This is a genomic window from Streptomyces sp. SA15, from assembly GCF_002291145.1.
Taxonomy (GTDB): Bacteria; Actinomycetota; Actinomycetes; order Streptomycetales; family Streptomycetaceae; genus Streptomyces.
In genome coordinates this window covers 76,607-88,387 of the sequence record NZ_NTGE01000116.1, presented here as the reverse complement: position 1 = coordinate 88,387, position 11,781 = coordinate 76,607, and the positions used below count along the sequence as shown (strand labels likewise).

Genomic DNA, 11,781 nt, shown 5'->3' with positions numbered 1-11,781 from the left:
CATTCCGGCGTCTTGGGATGAGACAGGCGCACGCCTCATTCCGTCCCAGCTGCCACCCCATAGAGCACGTCCGCCAGGTCGACCCCGCCAGTCCCATCGAGAGAACGACCCCGCCTCGAGAAACGAAGGAGAAAGCACCCCCTCAAGGGAGAAAACGACCTCTCAGTGCCCGTTTCCGAAGTCGCTGAAGTGATGTCGAGGCGGGCCTAGCCTGGTCACGTGGCCCATGGTGTCGGCCGGGCACCCGTCCGGTATTGCCCGGCCTGTGGTGAGCGGCTTCGACCGGACGCCGGCCCGCGGGCCCGGTTCTGTTCGGCGGTGTGTCGTTCCAGGCAGTGGCATCAGGCCCGCCGGGTGCGGGCGAGAGTGACGGCCCTGCGGGACAACCTGGATACGGCGGAGTGTCCGTCGTGCGGGGCGCAGTGGACGCCGGGGGTGGAGCACCCGGCGGGGACGGTCTACTGCTCACCGAAGTGCCGGACGAAGGCCTGGCGGCAGCGACAGTGAGCGTTCAGAACACCGTCACCGTGACGGTGTTCTGAACGCGCACCTGTCCAACTCCCCTCGGTTCGTCCAAAGTTGAAGGCGGAGCCTTGTTGAGGATCTCGCGGCGGGAGGACGCTCCAGCGGAGCAAGGGGCCGCGGGTTCCTTGCGGCCTGGAGTGCCGCACCCGGCCCCGTGAAGGGGTGGTGGCGACCGTGTCCGAGAACGTCGGCCAGGTCACGCGGCAGCGCTACGAGGAGATCGTCGCCGGAGACCGGCAGCTGGTCGCTCATATGGGGCGAGCGATGTTCACGATCGGCGATCACGCCGTGGAGATCGAGCCGATGCGGCCGCAAGGAGGTTCGGCCTCGCACAGCGACGAGCTGTTCGGGGTCTACGCGTCGCTGCAGGTATACGCGGACGACATCGGGTTGTCGCTGAGTACGGTCCTGAACTACCGGTTCACCTCGCACCGTTGGCCGGCCGACCAGCGCCGTGAGGCCGTCTCGCACAAGGTCCACTCGATCCTGGCGTCGATCCAGGACGATGCCGAGCGGTTCAAGGCGATCGACGACCCGCCGGTCGACGACGTGACCGGGACGCGCAGGTGGACGACGAACCTGGCCAAGAAGCGGGTCGGCCGCCGGCCGGACCGGCCCGGAACGGTTCAGGAGAAAGTGGAGCGCGTCCACGACCTGGCCGCCGACGAAGAGGTCGCGGTGGAGGTGACGCGGGACGTGCTGCGCCGCCCGCAGGTCGCCGCCCGGCTGATGGAGGACACCGCTACCCGGCACGCGGTCAACGACGCCCAGAGACCCGAGCACCGCGCGGAGGCCATGCAGTCCCTGGTCAAGGACGACGCCGCGGCGGCGAGGATGGCCTCCGACGTGCTGCGCCGTCCCGAAGTCGCCGCGCGGGTCGCGGCCGACGATCGAGCACGGCACATGGTCAACCGGGCCCAGGCCGACCGTTCCCGCCAGCAGGCCGAGGCATTCCGCCGCACCTCGCCAGTCGGCCCGGCGGTGAGAAGGATCGAGCGGACCGAGGAGTTCGTCGACCTGCTCGGCGCGTTCCACCGGTTCGTACGCGAGGCATCCAAGGCGGTGCCGAAGATGCGGGATCGCGCGTGGTCGGGGGACGAGCGCGAGGTGTTGCTGTCGAACATCGCCCGCACCCGCGCGACGCTCGACCGGATGGAGACCGCGGTCTCCACCGGCCGGGTCGACATGGACGAGGAACTCGCCCGCATCCTGCGGGGTGAGTGAACGTGCGCAAGCGCTCCCCGGCAGCGGAGCGTCATGCCGAGCTCATCCACATCGCGCTGATGGAAGCCGCTCCTGCGGGGCTTGCCCTCAAGCGCCTGATGGGCGCCTGCGAGCTGAGCCAATACCAGACCCGCAGCGGTCTGGCCGCCCTGCGGGACATGTGCGGTGAGCGCGAGTGGCCGCCGCTGATCTGGACCCGAGAGACGGGCTACCACTTCGCGGCGAGCGAGCAGGAGCTCGAAGCGTGGGAGCGGGTCTGGATCAGCGAGAAGCTCACCCAGTTCCGCCGGATGATCACCGGCACGCTGGCGCCGCACCTCGCGCTCTACCCCACAAGCCGGTGGGCGAACTACCTCAACACACAGATCAGAGCGGTGGAGGCCAGCCTGGAGATGGCGGCCTCGCAGACCAGCTGATCTTTCTCTACGGGACGCGACACTTCGACAGCAGGAAGGATGGGGTCCGGGTCGGCTCGCTCCCTGCACCAGACGGCCTGGACCCTGCCCCCTCTCTATGCGCCGACGCCGGTACCCGTCCGACATGACGGACGCCTAATGGGCCCTGATCGAGCCGTTGCTTCCGCCCGCGGCCTGCGAGACCGGACGCGGGCGGCCGGAGAAGCATCCCCGCCGCGAGATCGTCGACGGCATCCGCTACCTCGTCGATAACGGGATCAAATGGAGGGCGATGCCCACGGACTTCCCGCCCTGGCGGACGATCTACGGATTCGCCCGCCGCTGGGCCGCCGCCGGCATCGTCAACGCCATCCGGGACCAGCTCCGCAGACGTGTACGGCTCAGCAGCGGCAAGACCCCTCAGGCCGCCGCGGTGATCGTGGACTCCCAGAGCGTGAAGGCGTCCGAGACCGTCAGCCGCGACAGCCGCGGCTACGACGCCGGGAAGAAAATCAATGGCCGCAAGCGGCACATCGTCGTCGACACGCGCGGCCTGGTCCTGCTCGTCATGGTCACCCCGGCCGACGTCCAGGACCGCGACGCGGCCAAGGAGGTGCTGTTCCGGCTGCACCTGATGCACCCCGAGATCGCGATCGTCTGGGCTGATTCCGCCTACGCGGGCGCGCTGGTCGACTGGGCGAAGGTACGCCTCGACATCAAGATCAAGACAGTCCGGCGCCCGCCGGACGCCCAGGGCTTCGTGGTCCTGCCGCGCCGCTGGGTGGTGGAGAGGTCGCTTTCGTGGATCATGCGAGCCCGTCGGCACTGCCGGGACCACGAAAGGCTGCCACAGGTCAGCGAGTCGCTCATCACCTGGGCGTCCATCACGCTGATGACCCGACGGCTCACCCGCAAACCCGCACGACGGTCCAGGCGAGCACCGCTCGCCCCAGCAGCGATGCCGACCGCCGCCTGAGCCCGGCCAACATCAATCTCATCGTCGTCACGCCGGCGCCCGGCTACTCGTCCGCGCCGTCGCCCTGGCCGAACTGCTCACGCCAGCGAAGGAACTCCAGGTGCCACAACACCCCGAGTTCGATCTGCTCCGGGGACAGCGCAGTCTCCCGGGCCAGGTCCTCTTCATCGATCCCATCCGGGTGCTGCTGCATCGCCCGGCCGATCTTCCCGGCCCACAGCTCAGCGTCGACGAATGGCCGACGCTTGTACTGCTCGACCAGCTCCTTCAGATGTTCCTGCGTGCACCCGACGACCATGCACTTGCCGTCGAACTTCGCGTCGACCGCATGGATGGACGACGAGTCCGGGACTAGGGCTCGTCCGGCGGATCATGGGCCGAGCCAGGGCCGGACCGAGGCGGGGGCCGGCCAGTGCCCTAATCGTGTTGACCGCCTCCGGCAGGCAGTGCTGGAGTCGGCACGTGGACAGCATCCCCGCCAACCGGCGGCTCTGGAACCAGATCAGCAGCGCCTACCAGCACGAGCACGACCCGCAAATCGGCGCCGCACCCCGGCTGTGGGGCATGTACTCCATCCCCGACGCGCACCTGCACGCCCTGGGCGACGTCACCGGCAAGCGCGTCCTCGAACTCGGCTGCGGCGCCGGCCAGTGGTCCAGGGCGCTCGCCGCCGAGGGCGCCACCGTGGTCGGGCTCGACCTGTCCGAAGCCCAACTCGCCGCAGCGGCCCGCGCGATGGGAGCGGCCCGCTACCCGCTAGTGCAAGGCGCCGCCGAACAACTCCCCTTCGCCGCCGACAGCTTCGACCTGGTGTTCTGCGACTTCGGTGGGCTCAGCTGGGCGCCCCCGCACCTGGCCGTCCCGCAGGCCGCACGCGTCTTGGGCCGAGGCGGGCGCCTGGTGTTCAACGTCGCCAGCCCATGGTTCGAAGCTTGCTACGACGAAGCCGCCAGCCGCGTGACCACGACGCTGCAGCAGGACTACTTCGGGCTGAACACCATCGCCGAAGACGACGGCGCGACCAGCTATCAGCTCACCTACGGCGACTGGGTCAAGGTCCTGCGCGGCGCGGGTCTCATCATCGACGACCTCATCGAGCCGCGGCCCGAACTCGGAACACCCAACGGCTACAACGAAACCGACCCACCCGACTGGGCACACCGCTGGCCGGCGGAACTGCTCTGGGTAACCCACAAACCGTAAGTTCCGCCGCGCCGAGATGTGAAGGCATCCCCTCGCCGGGCAGGCCTAGGGCCTGTCCGGCTGATCATGGGCGGAGCCAGAGCCGGATCGAGGCGAGGGTGACGGTCCCGTGGAAGACGTAGGCGCGTTTGTCGAAGCGTGTGGCCACGGCCCGGAAGTTCTTCAACGCGTGGAAAACGCCGGACTCAAGCGGGCCTCAGCCTCGCCGCGACGCATGTGTCACGCCTCCTCATGCCAGGGGAAGCCATCCGGGTCCGCGGCGGCACGAGCCCAGACCCGCTCATCGTCATGGCCGCGGATCTGGTCCAGGAACGGGAAGTCCTCCGGCTGCACGGCCAGTTTGGCGACAGGGGTCACTGGTACGGGACTTGCCCATTGGGCCGGCTGCACCGAGACATCGCCGACCCGCATCCGCGGCTGCAGCTCAAAGGTGCCGGCGGGCAGCAGGTACACCGTGCCGGGACGCCAGGGCTGCTGCTTCAGCGCCTGCGCACTGATGGAGAAGTAGTAGTGCGGCTCGCCGAGCCGCTCGCTGCCGTTGGCGAGGCGGGCGCAGCCATTGATCAACGACATCGGGTGGCGGTCCCGGTCCAGGATCGCGTAGTACATCGGCCAGAGCCCGTCGCCGGCGGCGAAGACCGCGCGCCGGTTGCCGAACTCGCTGCTGTCGTCCGGCTGCCGGGGTTCGAAGCGGCTGATCGCCGGGTCGCCCGAGCCGTGCAACAGCAGTCTGCCGCGGTCTGCGGCATGGCAGAGGAACTGCCATTTCGGCGCCTCGAGCCGGTAGTCGATGCGCTCATCGGGACCGTTCGCGAGCGCTTGCTCCAGCAGTCGGTCGAAGGATGCCGACGTTCCGCGGTCCGGGGGTGGAGCGGGACGCGTCATCCAGTACGCAGGCAGCTTCATCAGAGCAACCTATCCAGCGCACCGCTCGGGACACCACGAATCTGGCTGGATGCGCTCCCCGGGTCAGCAGCGAGGCAGGCCGACCATCAGCAAGATCCGGCTCATCGCCGTCACCGCTGGCCATGACGCTCGATCACCCGCCGAAATCTGAAACAGGCACTTAACCGCCCGCGGAACTGCCCCGCACCCAGATCATCGAACGCACCCGCCACCGCTACGAAAACATCCACCGCCTGCTGGAGAAACGCTGGACCGTCAGCGCCATCGCCCGCCGTCTGAACCTCGACCGCAAGACCGTGCGCCGCTTCCGCGACACCGACCTCGACGAGCTGCTGGCCTCCGCCCGCGACCGCCGCCCCAACGGCGTCCTGGAGCCGTTCAAGGCGTACCTCAACGCCCGCTTCGCCGAAGCCCAAGGCCAGGTCAGCGGCACACGCCTGTTCCTCGAGATCCAAGCCCGCGGCTACCGTGGCAGCCGCCAGGTCGTCCGCAAACACCTCGCCGCCCTCCGCGTGGGCACCGCCGAACCGGTCCGGGCCGACATCCCGAGCCCTCGCAAGATCACCTCGTGGATCATGCGGCCCCGAGAGACACTGACCGACAGCCAGGACGAGCGGCTCCTCCAAGTCCGGCTCGCCTGCCCGGACATCGCCCGGGCCTGTGATCTCGCTCGGGCGTTCGCCGACCTGGTCCGCCACCAGTGCGGATACCTGTTGCTGGAGTGGATCCGGCAGGCCGAGCAGGACACACCGAAGCCCATAAAGGGCTTCGCCGGCTTCCTCCGCCAGGACCTCGACGCCGTCACCGCCGGTCTGACCCTGCCCTGGAGCTCCGGCGTCGTCGAAGGACATGTGAACCGGGTGAAAACGCTAAAAAGGGCGATGTATGGTCGGGCCTCGTTCGAACTTCTCCGGGCGCGCATCCTCACCCAGCCGTGATGCTCCGGGAATGATCGTGATAGGCAAGGCTGATGCTTGGCCGACTTCCTCTCATTGAGCAACTCGACGGCTTGCGATCCGTGCTCTCCCAGAACGAGATCTTGACTGACGTGATGACCAGGGCGGCAACACTGCAGTTGCCCGGCTGGTACCTGACGGCGGGCTGCCTGTTCCAGACGGTGTGGAACGTGGCCACCGGCAGGCCCCCGGCCAACGGCATCAAGGACTACGACGTCTTCTACTTCGACGGCAGCGACCTCTCCTGGGAAGCGGAGGATGCCGTGATAAAAGCGGGTCAGAAGGTATTCGCTGACCTGCCGGCCGAGGTGGAGATCCGCAACGAAGCCCGGGTGCATCTTTGGTATGAGCAGAAGTTCGGGGTGCCCTGTCCGCCGCACGAGTCCACCGAGTCCGCGATCGACTGCTTCGCTGCGACGACGTGCTGTCTGGGCGTCCGGCTGGAACCCGATGGAGGATGGCGCGTCTATGCGCCTCATGGGCTCTCCGACGTGTTCAACCTTGTCGTTCGACCCAACCCGGTCCTTGCCCCGCGGGAGGTCTATGAGACCAAGGCGGCCCGTTGGAAGAACGAGTGGCCGGAGCTCACAGTACTGCCATGGCCAAACTGATGGTCGTCACGGAACTGCGGCCAGAGCCATTTTCAAGGCTCTGGCCGCAGTTCCGTGAAGAAGAAGTGCCTATCCCTGTTGAGCCGTCGCCCCCTCGAACCCGATTCGTTCGGCGTTCGTCGGACCTGATCCAGTATGTGATCGCAGCGATGCTGGGGCTCCTGCGCAGTCGAGACCGGACGCCTCGGAGGCTGGCTATCGCTCGGTGGGCGACTCCGATGCTTGACCGGGCCAGCGGTCGGGCGGCAGGAAGAGCCGGATCCAGGCATCGCGGAGTCTGGCGCCGAAGTGCTCGGGGCTCCACCCTCGCTCGTGGACCAGCAGCACCCAGTGCTCCGCGGCGTTCATGCTCCACACCGTGTCGGCGACCTCGTCGTCGGTCAGATCCGGGCGCAGTTCCCCGGTGGCGCGCAGGTCTGCGGCGAACTCGCGCATGTTGCGCGCTCGGCGCTCGGCGATCTGCAGCCACAGGGTGGCACAGTCGGCATCGGTCACCGCGGCGTCACGAAGGGCCAGGAACACTGGTGCGAGCCGCTGCTGGAGCTCTGTGACCGCCGCGGCATAGATTGCGATCTTTTCGGCAGCGGTGCGCGCGGCCCGGATGCGCAGGACGTAGTCGCGTTGGGCGGCCGCGACCGGGTGGTCGGTGCCGGACAGCGAGGTCTCCACCAACTCCCGCAGCAAGGCCGGTTTGCGTCCGACAGCAGCGTAGACCGTGTCCACCGCGACGTCGGCCCGCCGGGCGATCTGCGCGACCGTGGTCGCGGCGTAGCCCTGCCGCACGAACAGTTCGCGGGCCGCGTCCAGCACGGCGCGGCGGGTGGCGGCGGCCTGTTCGGCTCGGCGTGGAGCGTGGTAGCCGCGTTTGCCGCCCTTGACCTGATCGCTCATGGACCGTACGTTACCAATATTCGCCCGAAGTGCATTCGGGTCAATTTATGCGAGAGGCTGCCATGGTCTACGCCTACATCCAGGACGTTCCGATCGGCGAGGAGCTCTACCAGCGGATCATCGACGCGCTGGGGCCCGAGCCGTTGGACGGCTCGCTGCTCCACCTGTGCGTACGCCGCCCGGACGGCGGGCTGCGCTACATCGACGTGTGGGAATCCAAGGAACAGTGCGGCCGCGCGTTCGATGAGCGGATCCACCCCGCGGTGGACGCGGCCTTCGGCGACTCCCGCCCGGACGGCGAGCCCGAGGTGCACCATCTGGACGTCGTCCATGCAAGCGGCGCACTGCTCACCGACGATCTGATCACCTGACGCGGCGCCAGGCCGCGGCGCGTGCCATGCTGGGAAGGAGTGACCTACCGGGCCCTGGCACGCGACGACGCATTCTGCAGCGGCGCATTCGAGCATGACCCATAGTCACCGGGCAGGGTCTCTCCGCGCTAGGGCCGCCCGGACCACGGGCTGGTCGCCTTTATCGACGGTCACCTTCGTACCGTCGAACGTGGGTGACATGTCGGCCACGACCGAGCGCAGCTTCGCTGCGGCGCGGTCGGCGGTTGCCTCGTCCTTGGCTACGAGGCACAGGATCTCGGTGTTCTTCGCGGCGGAGGCAGCCTGCTGGCCGAGGGCGGACAGGCGTACCGGTTTGGCGGAGGTGAGGGGGAGGAAGTCGGCGCGGTAGACGTCGCCCAGGCACTCGGCCACGCGCTGGTACTCCTTCCTGTCGGCCAGCGAGGCGCCGTCTTTCGGGGTGACGGCCGCCATGGAGGTGTCGCCGTGAACGGTGTAGGAGATCTCGTCGTTGGAGATCTTGAACGACATCCCCTTGCTGCCGGAGTCCGTCCAGGTTTCGCCGTCTCCGCTCTGCTTGTATCCGTTCGACTTGAGCGACGTGGTGATGGCCGCCGCGTCGAACGAGCCTTCCCAGCGGCCGGCGCTCTTGGTGTCGACAGCGGTGTCGATCTGGGTCACCTTCAGGGCTTCGCCCCACGGCCCGGGCGTATACCCGATCAGGGCGCTGCCCGGCTGGCCGATGGAGCCGATCCGCTTCTGATCGCCCTTGCTCAGCTCACGCGCCTTCGCCGCGTCGAGGTAGGACACCTGGTTCGCGCTGCTGTCGTCAGCCAGGGCGCCCAGCCCCTCCAGCACTTTGGTAGCGGCGGGCGCCGTCGATCAGCCAGCCGAGGATGCCGGGGCCCTCTTCCATGACGAGGATGTCGGCCAGATTGTCGATCTTGCGGTCGTCGGGGACGACGCGCTCGAACGGGATCAGGCGCATGCGGCGCCAGAAGGCGAAGCCCCCGGTGCCGACTTCGTCGTCGCACCTGAAGTCCGGGCAGGCAGGGCGCTGGACCAGTCCCCGACCGAGCATCCAGCCCATCGGATCGCGCACCAGTGCCTCGCCACCGACCTCCCGCAGCCGGTCGGTGAGCCGGGTCGCGAGCACGTGCAGCGCGGAGCCCTGCCGCCTGCGGCTTCGGTTGTTCTCCGCCGCAGCCCAGCTCGTCACCACCGGCCGGCGCCGCATCCTCCGCCTCGCGGCCCACTGGCCCTGGACTGACGTGATCACCGCAGCCCTGCAACGGCTCGCGGCCCTGCCGAACCCTGGCTGACCAACAGCTTCCCGTCCCTACGAGCAGCACCACTCCGACCGGAGCCGTGGAACCCGGCGCCCGCCCGACGCGACAGCCGGGCCACAGGCCTGCCCGTGATCAACCCGGAGGACCGAAACGGCCCGCCAGAGAATCCGACGGACCGTCACGAAAGATCGAGGTTAGGGCTCGCTGAGAATTAGCTTGGGTGTGTCAGGCCGCGCGTTCTGCGGCAATCCGCCGGACAGACCCTAGGTGATCGATTCCAAGGGATAGCTGCGCGGATGCAGGTTCCCGTTTCTGGTGGCGGAAGCCCCATTGAGGTGGCGGCGCGATGGCGGATGCGCCACCGAAGCGGGATGCGAGGCGGTTGCCCTCAGCAGTGCAGCGTGAACGAGGCTTCCCCGTGGGATCGGCCGTTGACCTGGAGCTGCACCAGATGGACACCCGGGTGGTAGCGCCGCGTACTGATCGGCTTGAAGGAGTGTCTGCGTGTCGCGCGCCACGTCTCGCCGGGAGCCAGGGACCGCGTGGTGAGTTTGAAGACCTTGGGGGTGCGGGTCCCGTTGGCTTTCATATGGAGGACGACATAGTCGACGACGAGGTGAGCGGTCTGATGGTCAGTGTTGGTCACCGAGTAGTCGAACAGCAGATAGTCGCCGACCCGGATCTCTGAGGCGTGGACGTGCGGACCCTCGACAGCGACGGGACTGTCCGGGGAGTGGCCGAGCAACGTAAGGGCCCCGGCGTGGCCGGACTTGATCAGGGTCCGCAGGCCATGCCGTACCAATCGGGTCGTCGTCGGTGCCGGGTCGCTCAGCCAGCGCGCCGCGACACCAGCGGCGATGTCGGGGTGGTCACGGCTGATGTCGTTGAGGTGGTTGGCCACTGACCTGCGGACGTACTCGGAGTCATCCCGGTACAGCGCGTCGAGCAGGGGCAGTGCGGGTGTCGGATCCGCGATCAGCTCCGGAAGCTGGGGCGCCCAAGGCAGTCTTGGCCGCGTGCCCTCACTGGCCAGTCGGCGGACGTGGAGGTCGGGATGCGCGGTCCACGGCGTCATGACCCGGAGCGCGCGTTCCAGGTCGGCACGGAGGAAGGGCCGGACGGCGATCTCCGCGGTCAGGCGCGGGGTGAGTTCTGCAAGCAGGGCGAGCGCCGGCTCGAAGGCGTCCCGGCCCCGTACGGCGACGGCCTCGGTGACCGGGAAGATCATCCATCCGGTGAAATCGCTGTCCCGCAGTGCGGCGCGCAACACGTTCGCGAAGGCCGGGTAGTCCGCCGGAAGATCAGCCAGAACGGCATTTCTGATCAGGGCGACACGCTCGGTGAAGCTCAGCCCGTCCAGGGCGGCGCCGCACCCCCGGGTCTCATGCGCCGTGCTCCCGTCACCGGCTCGCGTAAGGCATCGGGCGAGGCGGGCGACGATATCCGCGCTGAGTAGTTCGTCTGCCGAGGGCACAGCGTCATTCTCCTTGGTCTTGGGGCTATGCGGTGTGCAGTACCTGAGCGTGCCGCATCTCGTGAACTGTGCCGATCCGCCTGAAGAAGCCCTGTGCCCGGGGGTCGGTCGGCATTTCCTTGGCCGCGCGCTCGGCGACGGCGGCGGACGACCAGATGATGAAGTCCAGGACGGTACCGTCGTCGAACTGGGCGAGGTGGGCGCCCTGAAAGCCGTCGCCGTAGTGCTCCTTGAGTAGTTCGACGAGCTGCTCTCGGTGGGCGGTGAGGGCGGCGGGGTCGTCGGTGTCGAACCTGACGTACTCGATGGTTGCACTCATGGCATCACCCTTCGTCGACCACGTGGTTCACGGATTTGGTGGATAAAATCCGTGAGCAGAAGTTATCACGGGTTCGCTGACCTGAATCCAGTAGATTGAGGGGCATGACCATCCGGGACCTGCAGGAAATGCCGTGGATCGGCGAGGACCCGGTCCTCGACCTGGCCAACACCGTCGTCATCGGCGCAGCCCCGGGGCGCGGCGACGTCGACTTCCTCGCCGATCGGGAACTCACCAGGCGATGGCGCGCCCGCGCCGCCGACCGCAGATTGGCCGCCCTGTCCTTGGAGCAGCTGGAGCGGCTGCGTGGGTTGGTCCGCGACGCGCTGGACGCGACAGCCGGACAGCGGCCGCTCACCGACAGCCTGCGGCGCCGCCTGAACGAACTCGCCTCGTCCGCCCCCGTCGCCTTCCGGATGACCGGCGAGGGCCTGCTCGCACAGCAGGAACAAGGTGGCGGCGCCGACGCAGTCGTCGCCCGCGAGACGCTCGTCCTGGCCGCGGGTCCAGACCGTCAGCGGGTGCGGCGCTGCCACGCCCCCAGTTGTGGCATGTTCTTCCTGGCCAGGCGCCGTGACCAGGCATGGTGTTCCCTCGGCTGCGGCAACCGGGCGAGGTCCACCCGGCGCCAGCCACGAGAAACGGGAACCCACAGCTGATGA

General features: G+C 68.2%; 13 protein-coding genes and 4 pseudogenes. 9 read left to right on the top strand and 8 right to left on the bottom strand.

The genetic code is table 11. From position 1 onward, the window contains the following. Positions 1–699 precede the first annotated feature (699 nt). From CLM62_RS27720 to CLM62_RS27710, 3 genes and pseudogenes are all read left to right on the top strand, one after another. The gene (locus CLM62_RS27720) at positions 700–1,749 is read left to right on the top strand and encodes a DUF6192 family protein (protein WP_257004121.1); all 1,050 of its coding nucleotides are present in this window, start codon (positions 700–702) and stop codon (positions 1,747–1,749) included. 2 nt (positions 1,750–1,751) lie between these two features. Beyond that, entirely contained in the window at positions 1,752–2,165 is a 414-nt protein-coding gene (locus CLM62_RS27715; protein ID WP_257004120.1) for a RacP protein, read from the top strand. 145 nt (positions 2,166–2,310) lie between these two features. Next, positions 2,311–3,099 (top strand): annotated as a pseudogene (locus CLM62_RS27710) (IS5 family transposase); the annotation flags it as partial. A gap of 64 nt (positions 3,100–3,163) precedes the next feature. On the opposite strand, the gene CLM62_RS27705 reads toward CLM62_RS27710, so the two are convergent. Continuing rightward, positions 3,164–3,418: a hypothetical protein gene (locus tag CLM62_RS27705; protein WP_095752633.1), complete on the bottom strand. Its 255-nt coding sequence runs from the start codon at positions 3,416–3,418 to the stop codon at positions 3,164–3,166. A gap of 164 nt (positions 3,419–3,582) precedes the next feature. On the opposite strand from CLM62_RS27705, the gene CLM62_RS27700 reads away from it, so the two are divergent. Further along, entirely contained in the window at positions 3,583–4,323 is a 741-nt protein-coding gene (locus CLM62_RS27700; protein ID WP_020869792.1) for a class I SAM-dependent methyltransferase, read from the top strand. A gap of 64 nt (positions 4,324–4,387) precedes the next feature. Here CLM62_RS27700 and CLM62_RS51930 read toward each other — a convergent pair. Both CLM62_RS51930 and CLM62_RS27690 read right to left on the bottom strand, forming a co-directional pair. Continuing rightward, positions 4,388–4,489 (bottom strand): annotated as a pseudogene (locus tag CLM62_RS51930) (IS5/IS1182 family transposase); the annotation flags it as partial. 53 nt (positions 4,490–4,542) lie between these two features. Next, positions 4,543–5,229, bottom strand: coding sequence for a hypothetical protein (locus CLM62_RS27690; protein ID WP_095752632.1), 687 nt, complete (start codon positions 5,227–5,229; stop codon positions 4,543–4,545). Between the two features lie 296 nt (positions 5,230–5,525). Here CLM62_RS27690 and CLM62_RS27685 point away from each other — a divergent pair, with 296 nt between their 5' ends. Together CLM62_RS27685 and CLM62_RS27680 are read left to right on the top strand one after the other, a co-directional pair. Next, complete coding sequence (locus CLM62_RS27685) at positions 5,526–6,167, top strand: transposase (RefSeq protein WP_095752631.1); 642 nt, start codon at positions 5,526–5,528, stop codon at positions 6,165–6,167. A 32-nt stretch (positions 6,168–6,199) separates the two neighbouring features. After that, entirely contained in the window at positions 6,200–6,796 is a 597-nt protein-coding gene (locus CLM62_RS27680) for a nucleotidyltransferase family protein (protein ID WP_095752630.1), read from the top strand. 195 nt (positions 6,797–6,991) lie between these two features. Here CLM62_RS27680 and CLM62_RS27675 read toward each other — a convergent pair whose 3' ends face one another. Then, positions 6,992–7,687, bottom strand: coding sequence for a TetR/AcrR family transcriptional regulator (locus CLM62_RS27675; protein ID WP_095752629.1), 696 nt, complete (start codon positions 7,685–7,687; stop codon positions 6,992–6,994). 47 nt (positions 7,688–7,734) lie between these two features. On the opposite strand from CLM62_RS27675, the gene CLM62_RS27670 reads away from it, so the two are divergent. Continuing rightward, positions 7,735–8,058: a hypothetical protein gene (locus CLM62_RS27670; protein WP_143659160.1), complete on the top strand. Its 324-nt coding sequence runs from the start codon at positions 7,735–7,737 to the stop codon at positions 8,056–8,058. A gap of 105 nt (positions 8,059–8,163) precedes the next feature. On the opposite strand, the gene CLM62_RS27665 is transcribed toward CLM62_RS27670, so the two are convergent. Together CLM62_RS27665 and CLM62_RS27660 are read right to left on the bottom strand one after the other, a co-directional pair. Then, complete coding sequence (locus CLM62_RS27665; RefSeq protein ID WP_095752627.1) at positions 8,164–8,895, bottom strand: hypothetical protein; 732 nt, start codon at positions 8,893–8,895, stop codon at positions 8,164–8,166. A gap of 4 nt (positions 8,896–8,899) precedes the next feature. Continuing rightward, a pseudogene (locus tag CLM62_RS27660) lies at positions 8,900–9,061 on the bottom strand (DNA primase); the annotation flags it as partial. A gap of 142 nt (positions 9,062–9,203) precedes the next feature. On the opposite strand from CLM62_RS27660, the pseudogene CLM62_RS27655 reads away from it, so the two are divergent. Then, positions 9,204–9,359 (top strand): annotated as a pseudogene (locus CLM62_RS27655) (transposase); the annotation flags it as partial. 355 nt (positions 9,360–9,714) lie between these two features. Here CLM62_RS27655 and CLM62_RS27650 read toward each other — a convergent pair. Together CLM62_RS27650 and CLM62_RS27645 are read right to left on the bottom strand one after the other, a co-directional pair. Next, complete coding sequence (locus CLM62_RS27650; RefSeq protein WP_095752626.1) at positions 9,715–10,800, bottom strand: DNA alkylation repair protein; 1,086 nt, start codon at positions 10,798–10,800, stop codon at positions 9,715–9,717. Positions 10,801–10,825: 25 nt separating this feature from the next. Next, entirely contained in the window at positions 10,826–11,119 is a 294-nt protein-coding gene (locus CLM62_RS27645) for a hypothetical protein (RefSeq protein ID WP_095752625.1), read from the bottom strand. Between the two features lie 104 nt (positions 11,120–11,223). Here CLM62_RS27645 and CLM62_RS27640 point away from each other — a divergent pair, with 104 nt between their 5' ends. Beyond that, on the top strand, positions 11,224–11,778 hold the full coding sequence (locus CLM62_RS27640; protein ID WP_095752624.1) for an ABATE domain-containing protein: 555 nt from the start codon (positions 11,224–11,226) through the stop codon (positions 11,776–11,778). The last annotated feature ends 3 nt before the right edge of the window (positions 11,779–11,781 follow it).